Source organism: Streptomyces sp. NPDC086549 (assembly GCF_044746205.1).
Taxonomy (GTDB): domain Bacteria; phylum Actinomycetota; class Actinomycetes; order Streptomycetales; family Streptomycetaceae; genus Streptomyces.
The window spans coordinates 489,071-504,110 of sequence record NZ_JBIVBS010000002.1; the positions used below are offsets into that span (position 1 = coordinate 489,071).

The following is a 15,040-nucleotide window of genomic DNA, read 5'->3' on the forward strand; positions in this document are numbered from 1 at the left end:
GCCGTGGAGCAGCTCGTCGTCCGGGACGCGGACGTGGTGGACGGCAGCGGGGATCCCTCGTACCGCGTCGATGTCCTGATCGACGGCGGCCGCATCGTCTCGATCGTCAAGGAGGCGGCGGCCGCCGGCTGTCAGCGTCCCCGGGCGATGCGGGAGCTGGACGCCGAGGGCCTGGTCCTCTCCCCCGGCTTCATCGACATGCACGCCCACAGCGACCTGGCCCTGCTGCGGGACCCCGACCACAGCGCCAAGGCGGCGCAGGGCGTGACGCTGGAGGTGCTCGGCCAGGACGGGCTGTCGTACGCGCCGGTCGAGGACCGCACGCTCGACGAGGTGCGCCGGGCGGTCACCGGCTGGAACGGGTACGGCGACGACATCGACTTCGACTGGCGGTCGGTGGGCGAGTACCTGGACCGGCTCGACCGCGGAATCGCCGTGAACGCGGCCTATCTCGTCCCCCAGGGCACGGTCCGGGCGCTCGTCGTCGGCTGGGAGGACCGGGAGGCCACACCGGAAGAGCTGGACCGGATGCGGTGGCTGGTCGCGGAAGGCATGGAACAAGGCGCGGTCGGCATGTCGTCCGGGCTCACCTACACGCCGGGCATGTACGCCGGGGACGCCGAACTCACCGGGCTGTGCCGGGTGGTCGCGGAGTACGGCGGCTACTACTGCCCGCATCACCGCTCGTACGGGGCGGGCGCCCTGGAGGCGTACACGGAGATGGTGGGGCTGGCCCGGGAGGCGGGCTGCCCGCTGCATCTCGCCCACGCCACCATGAACTTCGGCGTCAACGCGGGCCGCGCACCGGAGCTCCTCGCCCTGCTGGACGACGCCCTCGCCGCCGGGGCCGACATCACCCTCGACACGTACCCCTACACCCCCGGCTGCACGACACTGGCCGCGCTGCTGCCGAGCTGGGCCGGCGAGGGCGGCCCGGAGGCGGTCCTCGGCCGGCTCGCCGACGAGGTGACCGCCGAACGGATCCGGCACCACATGGAGGCCGTCGGCGCGGACGGCTGCCACGGGGTGCCCGTGGAGTGGGACACGATCGAGGTCTCCGGCGTGACGGACCCGGCCCTCGGGGAGTACGTCGGCCGTACGGTCCAGGAGTCGGCGCGGCTGCGCGGCGAGGCCCCCTGGACGACCGCGCGCCGGCTGCTGGCCGAGGACCGGCTGGGCACGACGGTCCTCCAGCACGTCGGCCACGAGGAGAACGTCCGGGCGATCATGCGGCACCGCACGCACACCGGCGGCTCGGACGGCATCCTCCAGGGGACCAAGCCGCATCCACGGGCGTACGGCACCTTCCCGCACTACCTCGGCCGGTATGCGCGGGAGCTGGGCGTGCTCTCCCTGGAGGAGTGCGTCGCCCACCTCACCTCACGGCCCGCGGCCCGGCTGCGCCTGCCGGACCGCGGACTCGTCCGCGAGGGGTACCGCGCCGACCTGGTCCTGTTCGACCCGGAGACGGTCGCGGCCGGGTCCACCTTCGAGCGGCCGCGCGCGCTGCCCTCCGGTATCCCCCACGTCCTGGTCGACGGCCGGTTCGTGATCGAGGACGGGCGCCGGACGGACGTACTGGCGGGGCGGGCGGTGCGCCGCGCCCCGCTCCCGTGACGGTTACGGCTTGGGCAGGGTGCAGCCGCTCGCGCTCAGGTTCAGCTTGTTGCCGGTGGTGAAGCAGCCCGGGATGTTGTAGGTCTCCTCGGCGTAGTTGATGCCCTGGCGGACCGTCACGTTGCCGCTCGCGTCGACCTCGCAGGGGTTGTTCTCGGTGCAGCGCTCGCCGTCCTCGTTGCCGGTGTTGTTGACGGCGACGACCTTTCCGGTGGCGTTGTCGATGACCGGGGACCCCGACGTGCCGCCGATGGTCTGGCAGGCGGAGGTGTAGCGGACCGAGTCCTTCCAGGTCCAGTCGCCCTCCTTGAGGCGGTAGACGAACCCGTCAATGTTGCAGGCGTAGGTCCGCTTCCAGTAGCCGGAGACGACGGTGATGGCGGTACCGGCGGTCGGGTGCGTGTCCTGCAGCGTCAGCGCGCTGATCCCGTACGTGCTCTTGATCTGCGCGTACGTGGTGGTCAGCTGGTAGATCGTGACGTCCGTGTCGGTCATCGTCGAGTACGCGACCTTGCTGGCGCGCAGTGTGCCCACCCGCGTGGCCGACGCGTTGAGCAGGCCGAAGGTGCGGCTGGACGACTGGTCGACGATCACCTCACCGGGCTCCGGGAAGCCGGTCTCCAGGCAGTGGCCGTTGGTCATCACCAGCGCCGGGTCGCTGTCCGCGGAGGCCGGGAAGCGGATGACGGAGCCGGAGCAGTTGCTGAGCGAGACGGTGCCGGCGAAGTTGACGGCCTTGAGCGTGGGTGCCGTGCTCTTCGTCGCCGTGGCCGTCTTCTGCGTCATCGTGGCGGCCGCCGCGGGTGCCATGCCCGCCCCGGTGATCACCAGGGCCGCGAGCGTGGCAAGGAGAGGCTTGTTCATGTGGGGGTCCCCTCTGCAGACGTGAGCGACCGGAGATCTTCCGGTCGCCTGTCGTCTTGTCATGGGCATTGTGAGGGGCGCGGGAGATCACGGCAAGAACTTGTATGCGATCCGCGCGAGGCGGACCGCATACTCAACTCACCTCAAAGCAGGCCTACTTGGGGCTCTTGGTCCGGCCCCTGCCGTGACCGGGGCGGCCGCCCTGGCCGGCGTCGCTCGCGGAGGCTGTCACCGACGGACCGGCGGTCGCGGTGGCGCCCGCCGTGGAGGACGCGGGCGAGGGGCTGCCGCTCTCCGTCCCGGTCGCGGAACCGCTCACCGAGGCCTCCGGGGTCGCGCTCGCGGAGGCCGCGGAGCCCGGCACCGCACTGTCCGGCGAGCCGGTGGCGGTGGGCGCCGCGGACGACTGCGGGTCGCTGGGCGCCCCGGAGTCCTCGGCGCTCGAACCGGCGCGCTCACCCTTGCCCTGCGGCCCGTCCGAGGAGGACCCCGAGAAGGCGGACATCCCCGTGATCACGGCGAGGGAGACGGCCCCCACGGCCCCGACGGCCATCACCACCCGGCGCGAGCGCGGCCGGCTCCGCCTGCGCTGGGCGCGGCGTGCCTCGGCCCGGCCCGGCCCCTCCGGAGCGACCGCCGTGGCGACTGCCGGAGCGACCTCCGGAACTCCCGCCGGAGCGACCTCCGGGGCGACCGGCAGGACGGCCGTCCCGTCGGGCACCCGGGGCAGCTGAGTCGTCTCGTCGTACGCGTTCTGCCAGCCGTGCGCGGTCGCCGGATCGGCGTACTGGCCGTACTCGGGGGCCGGCGCGGCCTGCGGGTGGTAGACGTTCGGCGACCCTGCGGGCCCACCGCCCGCGGGACCCGCCTCGGGGATGCCGTGCGCCTCGGGCGCGCCGTTCGCGGCATTCGCGCCGCCGGCCCCGTTTTCGTACTGGCGATGGCTGGACATGGCCGGGAATTCTAGGTACGGGAGGGGCGGCTGGGACAGCTACCGGCGATAACAGGCCAAAGCGCACCGTCTCACGTGGTGGAAAACACGGCCCGCAGGGCGTTACCGGGCCGTAAGCTCACGTGCATGCAGGTGATCCAGTCGACGAAGCTCGCCAACGTCTGTTACGAGATCCGGGGCCCGGTTCTCGAGGAGGCGATGCGCCTCGAAGCAGCCGGTCACCGCATCCTGAAGCTCAACACCGGCAACCCCGCCGCCTTCGGCTTCGAGTGCCCGCCCGAGATCCTGGAGGACATCCTCCGCAACGTCTCCACGGCGCACGGCTACGGCGACGCGAAGGGCCTGCTGGCGGCCCGCCGCGCGGTCGTCATGCACAACCAGACCCTCGGCATCGAGACGGACGTCGAGCACGTCTTCATCGGCAACGGCGTCTCCGAGCTGATCGTGATGGCGATGCAGGGCCTGCTGGACGACGGCGACGAGGTCCTCGTACCGGCGCCGGACTACCCCCTGTGGACGGCGGCGGTGTCGCTGGCCGGCGGCACGGCGGTCCACTACCGCTGCGACGAGCAGTCCGACTGGATGCCCGACCTCGCCGACATCGAGCGCAAGGTCACCGACCGCACCAAGGCGATCGTCATCATCAACCCGAACAACCCGACGGGCGCGGTGTACGACGAGACGGTGCTCAAGGGCCTGACGGACATCGCCCGCCGCCACAACCTGCTGGTCTGCTCGGACGAGATCTACGACAAGATCCTCTACGACGGCGCGACGCACACCCCGACCGCGGCCGTGGCCCCCGACCTGCTGACACTGACGTTCAACGGCATGTCGAAGGCGTACCGGGTGGCCGGCTACCGGGTCGGCTGGATGTCCGTCTCCGGCCCGCGCGCGCACGCCGACTCCTACCTCGAGGGCCTGACGATCCTGGCGAACATGCGCCTGTGCGCGAACATGCCGGGCCAGCACGGGGTCGTGGCCGCGCTGAGCGGCCGACAGTCGATCAACGACCTGGTGCTGCCGGGCGGGCGGCTGAAGGAGCAGGTGGACACCGCCTACGAGCTGCTGACGCAGATTCCGGGCGTGACGTGCGTGCGGCCGAAGGGCGCGCTGTACCTCTTCCCGCGCCTGGACCCGCAGGTCTTCAAGATCAAGGACGACCGCCGGATGGTCCTCGACCTCCTCCGCCAGGAGAAGATCATGGTCGTCCAGGGCACCGGCTTCAACTGGCCGGAGCCGGACCACTTCCGGGTGGTGACCCTGCCGACGGTCGGGGACCTGCGGGACGCGGTGACCCGGATCGGCAACTTCCTGGACGGATACAGCCAGCCGTAGCCGAGGGACCGCAGCCCGTGACAAGGGTCAACTTTAGACGAAATCTAAGCTAGGATGGCTTCCTGTCAGAGCACAGGAGGCCATCCCATGTACGAACCGATCCGCACGGGGCCTTCCCGCAGGTCCGTCCACGGCACGATGGCCGGCACGACCTCGGACTTCCCCCACCGCTCACGCGAGGAGGAGCTGGACATCCAGCTCGCGGGGCACCTCGCGGCACTGCTGGCCGTCACGGACGAGCTGCGGGCGCTCGCGCCGTCCACCGACCTGGACCTGGCGGCCGAACGGCTCGCCGGGCAGGTGGCCCGTCTACGGGGCGGCGGCACGCCGGCCCGCGCGTCCGGCACCGCCGCCGACCCCCGGGTGGCGGCCCTGCACGAGCGGGCGCACACCCTCGCCGGTCGCGCCCTCGTCGTCGCGGCCTCCCGCGCGGACACGTCGGCGGCGATCCTGTCCGCCGAGCGCATGGACGCGCACACCGCCGCGCTGGCGGGCCCGAAGGAACTCAGCGCGGCCCACTGACCCCTCCCCGGGGTCCCCTCGACGGCCCCGGTCCGCGTGCACCCGCAGCGACGCGCGGACCGGGCGCCATTTTTCTGTGCGCGCGACGCGTACATTCGGGTGGACTGCGCGCACCAAGTGCCCGCCGAACGGCGGCTGCATCACCAATGCCTCGTAACGTCGTTGGAAAAGACGGTGGTTCGGGCTCCGGCACGCCATCGCCCCTCACTATTCCACGAGATGTGACAAAGTGAAACGCAGGCAATTGTTGGCAGGGCTCTTCGGTATGGCGGCAGCTGCCACCGGAGTTACGGCGTGGGCAATTCACTCCTACTCGGCAGTGCCCCCGGACTCCAAGCCCCCGTCATCACAGAACATGAACGAGCAGGATGCCAATACGCTTTTGGAGGCGGGCATTCTGCAGCAGAACAACCACGACTTCGAAGCGGCCGACCGCGCCTACCGGCGAGTTCTGGAGCTGGACCCGCAGAACAAGTACGCCTGGTACAACCTGGGAGTCATGGCGCACGGGGACGGCAGGGTGGCCGACGCCCGTGCGGACTACGACAACGCGCTGAAGATCGATCCGGTGTTCCAGTCAGCTCTTTACAACGAATCGCTGCTGCTGGAGTCGAGCGATCCCGACCGGGCCGTCGAACTCCTCAAGAGTCTCATTGACGCCGAGCCGAAGGCGGGCACGGCACATCTGCACCTCGGACGGATCTGGGCGCAGAAGGACCGTGACGACGACGCCGCGAAGGAGTTCCGTCGTGCGCTCGAGGACGATCCCTCGCTGCGTTCCCAAGTACCGGAGGAATTCCGGTGATTCCCAACTCCCCGATCCCCTCAACCCCCTCAACCCCATCACCGACATCGAGCCAAGCAGGGAGCAACAGATGACGTCGACCGCGACACCGAGGTTCTCCGTCTTCACCCCCAGCCACCGGCCCCGTTTCCTCGATGAGTGCCTGGCAAGCCTGCAGGCACAGACCTGTTCGGACTGGGAGTGGATCGTCCTGCTCAACAACGGCGCCCGGTGGCGGCCGGAGCGGCCCGACGACCGGGTCCGCGTCGAGATCGCGGACGACGTCGACGGGGTGGGGGCCGCGAAGCGCAGGGCCTGTGAACTGGCGCGCGGCGAGATCCTCGTGGAACTCGACCACGACGACCGGCTGGCGAAGGCGTGCCTGGCGGAGCTCGGCAAGGCGTTCGACGAAAATCCCGAGGCCGTCTTCGTCTACAGCAACACCGCGCAGATCACCGAGGACGGAAGGCGGGACGACACCCGGTTCGACGAGACGTTCGGCTGGCAGTACGAGGAGGTGGACGTCGACGGCCGCAAGCTGCTGCAGGTCGTCTCCCTGGCACCGACGCCGCACAATGTCGCCTACATCTGGTACGCGCCCAACCATGTGCGGGCGTTCCGGAAGAAGAGCTACGAGAAGGTCGGCGGGTACGACGCCGAGCGTACGGTTCTGGACGACCAGGACCTGATGTGCCGCCTCTTCCACCTCGGCGACTTCCACCACATCGACCGCTGTCTCTACCTCCAGCGGGTTCACTCCGGGAACACCCAGAGCGACCCGGAGATCAACGCGCGCATCCAGCGCGAGACGGTCGTCCTGTACGACAAGTACATCGAGGCGAACGCCCTCGCCTGGACCTACCGGCGCGGACTGCTCGCCCTGGACCTCGGCGCGGCCCACCGGAAGCCCCCGGGCTACGTCGGGGTGGACCGGCGGGATGCCGAGGGCGTCGACATCGTGGCGAACCTGCCCGAGAAGCTGGACCTGACCGACGGCTCCGTCGGGCTGGTGCGGGCGGTGGACTTCCTGGAGTACGTGCCCAACAAGGTGCCGCTGATCAACGAGCTGTACCGGCTGCTGGCACCGGGTGGCATGCTCCTCACCATGACGCCCAGCTCAGACGGCCGCGGCGCGTACCAGGACCCGACCCACGTCGCCTACTACAACGAGAACTCGTTCTGGTACTACACGGACGACCAGTACCGCACCTTCGTGCCGGATCTGCAGGCCAAGTTCCAGTCGTCGCGGCTGGTCACCTACTTCCCGAGCGACTGGCACTCCAAGAACGACATCTCGTACGTGGTCGCCAACCTCATCGCGATGAAGGACGGCGCCGCGCGGTGCGGCGGGAAGCTGCTGGTCTAGGTCCCGCGAAACGGCAGGCGCCCGGTGGACCGTGGGGTTCCACCGGGCGCCTTCGACGTCTGCGGGCCGGACTCACACCGTTTCAGACTCCGACGCGTTGCCTCGCCGCGGCGAATTGCTTCGAGCGCAGGTGGCGTCGTGAGAGCTCCAGGTTCTGGAGCACGCGGTCACGATGTTCGGCGGGCAACTCGTCGCCCGCCAGCAGGCGTTCACAGCAGTCCTCCGACTCCTCGTACTCCCCCACCCAGTAGGCGGACACCCCGAGTTCGTCGAGCGCGCGCCAGCGGTACCAGTCGGGCTCGACGAGCAGGTGGTCGTTCGTCGGATACGGGAGGCGTGCCGCCTGCCGCGCGAACAGGTGGGCGAGCGGCCACCGCTGCCCGTTGAGGCGGCACCAGCGCGCGAGCTCACCGAGCGCCTCGGCGCGTGTGGGGCGGCTCTCGTGCGCACCGAGGTAGCGGTCCATCACCTCGGCCGGCGGCCGCTCCAGCTTCTCGGCCAACTGTGCGGCGAACAGGCGGGCCAAGAAGACCTCCTCGTCCAGGCTGCCCATGCCCGCACGGCGGTCGTAGGCTTCGACCGCCTTCTCGAACTCACCCACGTTGCCCCAGCTCTTGGCCAGGTAGAACACATAGCGTTCGTTGTCGGGCTCCTTGATCAGTCCCTGCTGGAGGATCTCGACGTCTCCCAGGTATTTCTCCCGCACGCTCTTCCCCCTGCTGCGTCCCCCGTCGCCCACGACGACGATGGTGGCGCCTTCCAGGTTCCCGATGCTGTGCTGCGAACCGCAGTCGAGGTACTCGTGCAGGACACCGACGTACCGCCACGGCAGCCGGGTCGAGACCAGGGCGCGGCGCCGGTGCGTGTAGTACCCGCTCCTGATGGTGAGCCGGTAGGCGTCTTGAGTCAGCTCGGGCATGCTGGAGCCGGGCGCCATCTCCATCACGTCGTCGGCGTCCATGAAGAGCAGGTAGTCCGCGCCGGCACGGGCGAGTTCGATCGCCTCGGTACGGCTGCCGTCGAACCCCTTCCAGGGCCGTTCGTACAGTGCGCCGGGCAGGTCGCTGTAGACGTCGCGGATGACCTCCTGCGTGCCGTCGGTCGAGCCGGTGTCCACGATGACCCAGGTGTCGATCAGGGGCCGTACGGATTCGAGACAACGCCGGATAACCGGAGCCTCGTCCTTGACGATCATGTTGAGACAGACCGTTGACTTCACGGGTCCCATCCAATCCAGCCGATGAAAGCCAGGCAAAGAGGCTGGGCCGCAACCATTCTCGGGACTCGTGCATTCGAGTGGTCTGAACGCCCCTCGCGCCTGCCGTACGACGGCACCGTCGGGGGCGACTCGTAACGTCGGTGCGGACGACCTGAGACAGGCCGACTCCATCCGTCCGCCACCTTCCACGAAAAGTGACCCCATGAAACGTACGAGATTGTGGGCAGGGCTCGCCGTGACGGCGGCGGTCGCCACCGGGGTGACCGTCTGGGCGCTTCCATCCCCGTCGACCGTGCGGTCGGAATCCAAGGCCGCGTCCATGCCCCGGAACGGCAAGCAGGCGGACACGCTGTTGCGGTCCGCACTTGATCACATGGCGAAACAGGATTCCCTCGCGGCCGCCCGGGACTACCGGCGTGTACTGGAACTGGACCCCAAGAACAAGTTCGCCTGGTACGGCCTCGGCCTCGTCGGGCAGCAGAACGGCAACACGGCGGATGCGGTCGCCGCCTATGAGAAGTCCCTGGAGACCGATCCGTCATTCATGTCCGCTCTCTACAGCGAGGCGAATCTGCTGAAGTCGAGCAATCCCGACCGGGCCATCGAGCTCTTGAAGCGTGCCGCTGACGCCGATCCGAAGGCCACCTCGGTCTATCTGCAACTGGGTTATTTCCTTGCGGAGCAGAACCGCAAGGCCGAGGCCGAGGACGCGTTCCGTCATGCGGTGGCGGTCGATCACCGGCTTCTTTCCCAAGTGCCGGAGCAGTTCCAGGAGTCCGTGGACCGGTAAGTGCCTGGCGCCCCGGAAGGCGCCCTGCGGACCGTCCGGTTCCGCAGGGCGCCTTCTACGTGTGGCGGGCGCTCGCCCGGGCCGCGGCGGCCAGGTCGGCGAACGCGGGTTCCTTCAGGGCGGCCGTCAGCTGGTCGTCCCACGGGGGGAGGGGGGCCAGGCCGGCCCGCAGCCAGCTGTCGTGGCCGAGGACGCCGAAGGCCGGGCGGGCGGCCGGACGCGGGAACTTGTCCGAGCCGACCGGGCGGATCCGCTCGGGATCGAGGCCGCTGAGCCGGAAGGTCTCACGCGCCAGACCGCACCATGTGGTGCGGTCGGCCGCCGTGCCGTGGTAGATGCCGGCCGGTGCCTGTCCGGTCAGCGCGGCACGGCCGAGGGCGGCCAGCTGTCGGGCGAGCGCCCGGGACCAGGTCGGCTGCCCGTGCTGGTCGGCCACCACGTCCAAGGTCTCGTGCCGGGCCGCGAGTTCCAGCATGGTGGCCACGAAGTTCCGGCCGTGCGCGCCGTAGAGCCAGGCGGTGCGCACGACGTAGCCGGTGCGGGGCAGCAGTTCGACGACTGCCCTCTCCCCCGCCAGTTTGCTTCGCCCGTACGCGTTGACGGGCGCCGTCGGGGCGTCTTCGGGGTACGGATGACGGGCGTCGCCCGGGAACACGTAGTCGGTGGAGATGTGGAGCAGGAGCGCGCCGCTGTCCGCGCAGGCGTGTGCGAGGTGGCGGACTCCTGTGCCGTTCACGGCCGTGGCCGCCGCCTCGGACCGCTCGGCGCCGTCGACGTCCGTCCACGCGGCGCAGTTGACGACCACTCGGTGACCGGCGACGGCGGCGCGGACGGCCGCCGGGTCGGTGATGTCGAGCCCGTCCCGGCTCAGTCCCGTCACCGTGGCGTCCGGATCGGCGGCGAGCTCGGCCAGCACGTCCTGGCCGAGGAGCCCGCGTGCGCCGGTCACCAGCCAGCTCGTGGTCATCGCAGCGCGGCCCTCTCCTTGAGCGGCTCCCACCAGGAGCGGTGTGCGCGGTACCAGGCGACCGTGGCGGTCAGGCCCTCCGTGAAGGGCACCTGCGGGGCATAGCCGAGGTGCTCGCGGATCTTGCTGTCGTCCAGCGAGTAGCGCAGGTCGTGGCCTTTGCGGTCGGCCACGTACTCGACCCGGTCCCAGCCCGCGCCGACCGCGTCCAGCAGCAGGCCGGTGAGCTTGTGGTTGCTCAGCTCGGTCCCGCCGCCGATGTTGTAGACCTCCCCGGCCCTGCCGCCGTGCAGGACCAGGTCGATGCCCCGGCAGTGGTCGGAGACGTGCACCCAGTCGCGGATGTTGCGGCCGTCTCCGTAGAGGGGGACCGTCTTCCCGTCGATGAGGTTGGTGATGAAGAGCGGGATGACCTTCTCGGGGAACTGGTACGGCCCGTAGTTGTTGGAGCACCGGGTGATCACGACGTCCAGGCCATGGGTGCGGTGGTAGGCGAGAGCCAGCAGGTCGGAGCCGGCTTTCGACGCGGAGTACGGGGAGTTCGGCGCCAGGGGCCACCCCTCGGTCCACGCGCCTTCGCCGATCGAGCCGTAGACCTCGTCGGTGGAGACATGGACGAAGCGGCCGACACCGTGCCGGTGGGCCGCGTCCAGGAGCACCTGCGTGCCCATCACATTGGTGCGGACGAACGGACCGGCCCCGTCGATCGACCGGTCCACGTGCGACTCGGCGGCGAAATGGATCACCGCGTCCTGGCCCGCCATCACCTGGTCGACCACGTCTGGGTCGCAGATGTCGCCCCGGACGAAGGTGTAGCCCGAGTGTTCCGCCACCGGTGCGAGATTGGCCTCGACCCCCGAATAGGTGAGTGTGTCGAGGACGGTGATCCGCCCTGTCGGCTCCGAGTTCAGCCGTCGTCGGACGTATTCCGAGCCGATGAATCCAGCGCCGCCGGTTACAAGGACGCGCATAGCTCTCCGATTCTTCCTGCTGCCCGGCGCTTCAGCGCCGGGGCTTCCCTTCCGGTGCCAGGTCGCGGGCACGGGCGCAACGCGGACGGTGCCCGCGAGGCCGAAGCCTCGGGGCACCGTCGCTCATTCCCAGGGGAAGCGGACGGCAGCTGGCGCGCTGCCGTTCGCGTGGGAGTTACGGGGTGATGTCGGCGCAGACCACGTAGGCCGTGACCGTGTTGGGGGGAGCGGGCAGAGGCCCACTCAGGGTGGGCGCGCTGCCGACCTCCCACGCGATGGGGGTGTCCCCTGTATCGTTGGGAACGGGCCTGTTGAGCGAGATGTCGGCACCGGCCTCCGAGAAGTATCCGCCGCCGGTGGCGATGTCGCCGGTGTCGCACGAGGCGATCACCGATTGCTCCGGGGGAGCGAAGGTGGCGAAGTTGACGTACGTCTTGATTCCCGAGGCACCCTGAGCACCCTGGGCTCCCTGAGCACCCTGCGCGCCCTGGGCACCCTGCGCGCCCTGGAATCCCTGGAATCCGCGAGGGCCCTGAGCTCCCTGCGCGCCCTGGGCTCCCTGGGCTCCCTGAGCTCCCTGAGCTCCCTGAGCACCCTGAGCACCCTGCGCGCCCTGAGCTCCCTGAGCTCCCTGCGCGCCCTGAGCTCCCTGCGCGCCCTGGAATCCCTGGAATCCGCGAGGGCCCTGAGCACCCTGGGCGCCCTGGAATCCCTGGAATCCCCGAGGGCCCTGCGCACCCTGAGCACCCTGGAATCCCTGGAATCCGCGAGGGCCCTGAGCTCCCTGCGCGCCCTGGGCACCCTGAGCTCCCTGAGCTCCCTGTGCACCCTGCGCGCCCTGCGCGCCCTGGGCACCCTGCGCGCCCTGGAATCCCTGGAATCCGCGAGGGCCCTGAGCTCCCTGCGCGCCCTGGGCACCCTGAGCTCCCTGAGCTCCCTGTGCACCCTGGAATCCCTGGAATCCCCGAGGGCCCTGCGCACCCTGAGCTCCCTGAGCTCCCTGAGCTCCCTGAGCTCCCTGAGCTCCCTGGGCACCCTGAGCGCCCTGGAATCCCTGGAATCCCCGAGGGCCCTGCGCACCCTGAGCACCCTGAGCACCCTGGGCACCCTGGGCACCCTGGGCGCCCTGAGCTCCCTGCGCACCCTGGGCGCCCTGAGCTCCCTGCGCACCCTGGAATCCCTGGAATCCACGAGGGCCCTGCGCACCCTGAGCGCCCTGAGCTCCCTGCGGTCCCTGCGGTCCCTGCGGACCCTGCGGACCCTGAGCACCCTGAGCACCCTGTGCGCCCTGCGCGCCCTGAGCACCCTGCGCGCCCTGCGGACCCCGCGGACCCTGCGCGCCCTGAGCACCCTGCGCGCCCTGCGCGCCCTGCGCGCCCTGAGCACCCTGAGCGCCCTGCGGACCCCGCTTGCCCTGCGCACCCTGCGCACCCTGCGCACCCTGCGGACCCTGCGGACCCTGCGGACCCTGGGCTCCCTGTGCGCCCTGAGCACCCTGCGGGCCCTGCGGACCCCGCTTGCCGGGCTTGCCGTCATGGCCCGGCTTGCCCTGGGGGCCCCGGTCGCCCTTCGGACCCCGGTCGCCCCGGTTGCCCCGGCCGCCGGCCATGTCTGCGTTCGTGCTGCTGGACGTCGCTTGGGGCACAGAGCCCGACCTGTGGATCGCGTCGGCGATGGCCACCGTGCTCGGCGCAACGTTGAGCACCACCGCCAGCGCGCCCGCGGACATCAGCGTGGCGGACCTCAGGCGTGAACTTCGGATCGTTCTACGGTTCAAGAGAACTTCCTCAGGAACTGGGAGGGAATCAGACCGCACGCGCGGACCCCGTGGGCTTTATTCGCATGCGCGTCACGTCGCCCTTGGCTACGGACAAAACCATTCTTAATCTCTCACCAATTGAATGGTCACGGGTCACGCCACGACTTGCGCGAGGATCACCCGAGCGGCCTCAATAGACCTGCTTTCTCCGTGCCTTCCTCGCAGATTCCTTCGGTGAGCCCGCCGCGATACACGGCGCAGTCCTCGAAGGAAGGCAGCAGACCTTGCCGACCGGCTTCCTCCAGCGTGGGCGCGGCGGCGTCCTTCTCGGAAAGGTGCGGGACGAGTTCCCCGGGCCAGGCGATGGCCAACTCGGAGTCGAGCGGATTGATCCCGTATTCGCGATGCGGCGCGTATCCCTCTGAACAGAGGTAGACAACGACGGAATTGTCCTCCAACGCCATGAAGGCGTGGCCCAGCCCTTCCGAGATGTAGACGCTGCGGTGCGTCGTGTCGTCGAGCCTGACCGCTTCCCACTTCCCGAAGCTCGGGGAACCGGTGCGGATGTCGACCACCACGTCGAGGACGGCACCGCTGACGCAGGTGACGAACTTGGCCTGGCCCGGTGGAACCGATGCGTAGTGGATGCCGCGGAGAGTTCCGAGAACGGAGCGGGAGCAGTTGGCCTGCGCGAGTCGGAGTCCGTGGCCGGTGGAATCACGAAACTGTTCCCCCTTGAACCACTCATGGAATCTGCCCCTGCCGTCCGTGAACACCTTGGGCGTGTCGACCCAGGCCCCTTCGATGCCAAGTGGTTCCATGCGAATGCTCCTTTTCGCCGCGCAGTCGGTTCAGGGTCGGCCCAGCGGTTCTTCGCGGCGCGGTCCGCCGCCTCTCTGGGGCACGACGGCATGCCGGTAGTCCTCCAGCAGCCCGAGCAGGTAGTGGCCGTATCCGCTCTTGAGCAGGGGCTGGGCCAGTTCGCGGAGCCGGTTGTCATCGATCAGTCCGGCGCGCCATACCGCTTCCTCCACGCACCCGACCTTGAAGCCCTGGCGCTCCTCGATCACCCGGACGAACTCCGAGGCCTGCATCATGGAAGCGAAGGTCCCGGTGTCCAGCCATGCGGTGCCGCGGTCCAGCCGGGTGACCTGCAGCGTCCCGGCCTCGAGATAGACCCGGTTGAGGTCGGAGATCTCCAACTCGCCCCGGGCACTGGGCCGCAGACCGCGGGCGACCTCCACGACATGATGGTCGTAGAAGTAGAGGCCGGGCACGGCATAGCGGGACTTCGGCCGGGCCGGTTTCTCCTCGATGGACAGCGCCCGGCCCGACTCGTCGAACTCCACCACACCGTAGGCCGAGGGGTTGGCGACCTGGTAGGCGAACACCCTCCCGCCCTTGAGGTCGTCGTCGTGGCGGCTCAGCCTGGTGCCGAGGCCACTCCCGTAGAAGATGTTGTCGCCCAGGATCAGGGCCACCGACTCGCCGTCGATGAAGTCGGCCCCCAGGAGGAAGGCCTGGGCGATGCCCTCCGGACGCTCCTGCGTCATGTACTCCAGCCGCAGGCCCAGTTGACGGCCGTCACCGAGCAAGCGGCGGAACTGGTGCTGGTCTTCGGGGGTGGTGATGACCAGGATCTCGCGCACACCGGCCATCACCAGTGTGGAAAGCGGGTAATAGACCATCGGTTTGTCGAACACCGGCAGCAGTTGCTTCGACACCGAGCGGGTCAGTGGCCACAGTCGCGAACCGGTGCCCCCGGCCAGGAGAATTCCGCGCATGGCAGCACCATAGGCGAATTGCCAGTAAATACCGGTTTGTTACACGTCGTCATGGAATGTTTCGGACATACTGATCGCCGTCGCGCCCGGATGCCGTCCGCACGGCG

Annotated in this window: 15 protein-coding genes; 7 read left to right on the forward strand and 8 right to left on the reverse strand. The window is 69.5% G+C overall.

Translation table 11 applies throughout. The features are described 5' to 3' along the window. The first annotated feature begins 3 nt into the window (after positions 1-3). Entirely contained in the window at positions 4-1,617 is a 1,614-nt protein-coding gene (locus tag ACIPSA_RS08910) for an amidohydrolase family protein (RefSeq protein ID WP_402630644.1), read from the forward strand. 3 nt (positions 1,618-1,620) lie between these two features. On the opposite strand, the gene ACIPSA_RS08915 is transcribed toward ACIPSA_RS08910, so the two are convergent. Together ACIPSA_RS08915 and ACIPSA_RS08920 are read right to left on the reverse strand one after the other, a co-directional pair. Beyond that, entirely contained in the window at positions 1,621-2,481 is an 861-nt protein-coding gene (locus ACIPSA_RS08915; protein ID WP_402630647.1) for a serine protease, read from the reverse strand. A 154-nt stretch (positions 2,482-2,635) separates the two neighbouring features. Beyond that, entirely contained in the window at positions 2,636-3,433 is a 798-nt protein-coding gene (locus ACIPSA_RS08920; protein ID WP_402630650.1) for a hypothetical protein, read from the reverse strand. Between the two features lie 126 nt (positions 3,434-3,559). Between ACIPSA_RS08920 and ACIPSA_RS08925 the strand changes: the two genes are divergently transcribed. The 4 genes from ACIPSA_RS08925 to ACIPSA_RS08940 all read left to right on the forward strand — a co-directional run bounded on the left by ACIPSA_RS08925 (position 3,560) and on the right by ACIPSA_RS08940 (position 7,443). Continuing rightward, positions 3,560-4,771, forward strand: a complete 1,212-nt coding sequence (locus ACIPSA_RS08925) for a pyridoxal phosphate-dependent aminotransferase (RefSeq protein ID WP_402630653.1) — start codon at positions 3,560-3,562, stop codon at positions 4,769-4,771. 87 nt (positions 4,772-4,858) lie between these two features. Next, entirely contained in the window at positions 4,859-5,293 is a 435-nt protein-coding gene (locus ACIPSA_RS08930) for a hypothetical protein (protein WP_402630656.1), read from the forward strand. 355 nt (positions 5,294-5,648) lie between these two features. Continuing rightward, positions 5,649-6,098: a tetratricopeptide repeat protein gene (locus ACIPSA_RS08935; protein ID WP_402630659.1), complete on the forward strand. Its 450-nt coding sequence runs from the start codon at positions 5,649-5,651 to the stop codon at positions 6,096-6,098. Between the two features lie 70 nt (positions 6,099-6,168). Further along, entirely contained in the window at positions 6,169-7,443 is a 1,275-nt protein-coding gene (locus tag ACIPSA_RS08940) for a glycosyltransferase (RefSeq protein ID WP_402630662.1), read from the forward strand. Between the two features lie 82 nt (positions 7,444-7,525). Here the strand turns inward: ACIPSA_RS08940 and ACIPSA_RS08945 are convergent, their stop codons facing one another. Next, the gene (locus ACIPSA_RS08945) at positions 7,526-8,662 is read right to left on the reverse strand and encodes a glycosyltransferase (RefSeq protein WP_402630665.1); all 1,137 of its coding nucleotides are present in this window, start codon (positions 8,660-8,662) and stop codon (positions 7,526-7,528) included. A gap of 235 nt (positions 8,663-8,897) precedes the next feature. Here ACIPSA_RS08945 and ACIPSA_RS08950 point away from each other — a divergent pair, with 235 nt between their 5' ends. Next, positions 8,898-9,452: a tetratricopeptide repeat protein gene (locus ACIPSA_RS08950; RefSeq protein ID WP_402630667.1), complete on the forward strand. Its 555-nt coding sequence runs from the start codon at positions 8,898-8,900 to the stop codon at positions 9,450-9,452. A gap of 55 nt (positions 9,453-9,507) precedes the next feature. Here the strand turns inward: ACIPSA_RS08950 and rfbD are convergent, their stop codons facing one another. The 3 genes from rfbD to ACIPSA_RS08965 form a co-directional block, all read right to left on the reverse strand. Next, positions 9,508-10,419, reverse strand: coding sequence for a dTDP-4-dehydrorhamnose reductase (gene rfbD / locus ACIPSA_RS08955; RefSeq protein ID WP_402630670.1), 912 nt, complete (start codon positions 10,417-10,419; stop codon positions 9,508-9,510). Beyond that, entirely contained in the window at positions 10,416-11,390 is a 975-nt protein-coding gene (gene rfbB, locus ACIPSA_RS08960) for a dTDP-glucose 4,6-dehydratase (RefSeq protein WP_402630673.1), read from the reverse strand. Before rfbB ends, rfbD begins: the two co-directional genes overlap by 4 nt. A 175-nt stretch (positions 11,391-11,565) precedes the next feature. Next, positions 11,566-11,781: a hypothetical protein gene (locus ACIPSA_RS08965; RefSeq protein WP_402630676.1), complete on the reverse strand. Its 216-nt coding sequence runs from the start codon at positions 11,779-11,781 to the stop codon at positions 11,566-11,568. 3 nt (positions 11,782-11,784) lie between these two features. On the opposite strand from ACIPSA_RS08965, the gene ACIPSA_RS08970 reads away from it, so the two are divergent. Continuing rightward, positions 11,785-13,143, forward strand: coding sequence for a hypothetical protein (locus tag ACIPSA_RS08970; protein WP_402630678.1), 1,359 nt, complete (start codon positions 11,785-11,787; stop codon positions 13,141-13,143). 182 nt (positions 13,144-13,325) lie between these two features. On the opposite strand, the gene rfbC is transcribed toward ACIPSA_RS08970, so the two are convergent. Further along, complete coding sequence (gene rfbC / locus ACIPSA_RS08975; protein WP_402630681.1) at positions 13,326-13,970, reverse strand: dTDP-4-dehydrorhamnose 3,5-epimerase; 645 nt, start codon at positions 13,968-13,970, stop codon at positions 13,326-13,328. A 30-nt stretch (positions 13,971-14,000) separates the two neighbouring features. Beyond that, positions 14,001-14,933 (reverse strand): glucose-1-phosphate thymidylyltransferase RfbA, encoded by a 933-nt coding sequence (gene rfbA, locus ACIPSA_RS08980; RefSeq protein WP_402630684.1) that lies wholly within the window; start codon positions 14,931-14,933, stop codon positions 14,001-14,003. Positions 14,934-15,040: the final 107 nt, after the last annotated feature.

Bases quoted from the DNA above. Each gene is read 5' to 3' on its own strand.
- ACIPSA_RS08920 (WP_402630650.1), bottom strand. From the start codon at position 3,433: ATGTCCAGCCATCGCCAGTACGAAAACGGGGCCGGCGGCGCGAATGCC.
- ACIPSA_RS08915 (WP_402630647.1), bottom strand. From the start codon at position 2,481: ATGAACAAGCCTCTCCTTGCCACGCTCGCGGCCCTGGTGATCACCGGG.
- ACIPSA_RS08935 (WP_402630659.1), top strand. From the start codon at position 5,649: ATGAACGAGCAGGATGCCAATACGCTTTTGGAGGCGGGCATTCTGCAG.
- rfbA (WP_402630684.1), bottom strand. From the start codon at position 14,933: ATGCGCGGAATTCTCCTGGCCGGGGGCACCGGTTCGCGACTGTGGCCA.
- ACIPSA_RS08940 (WP_402630662.1), top strand. From the start codon at position 6,169: ATGACGTCGACCGCGACACCGAGGTTCTCCGTCTTCACCCCCAGCCAC.
- ACIPSA_RS08930 (WP_402630656.1), top strand. From the start codon at position 4,859: ATGTACGAACCGATCCGCACGGGGCCTTCCCGCAGGTCCGTCCACGGC.
- ACIPSA_RS08925 (WP_402630653.1), top strand. From the start codon at position 3,560: ATGCAGGTGATCCAGTCGACGAAGCTCGCCAACGTCTGTTACGAGATC.
- rfbC (WP_402630681.1), bottom strand. From the start codon at position 13,970: ATGGAACCACTTGGCATCGAAGGGGCCTGGGTCGACACGCCCAAGGTG.
- rfbD (WP_402630670.1), bottom strand. From the start codon at position 10,419: ATGACCACGAGCTGGCTGGTGACCGGCGCACGCGGGCTCCTCGGCCAG.
- rfbB (WP_402630673.1), bottom strand. From the start codon at position 11,390: ATGCGCGTCCTTGTAACCGGCGGCGCTGGATTCATCGGCTCGGAATAC.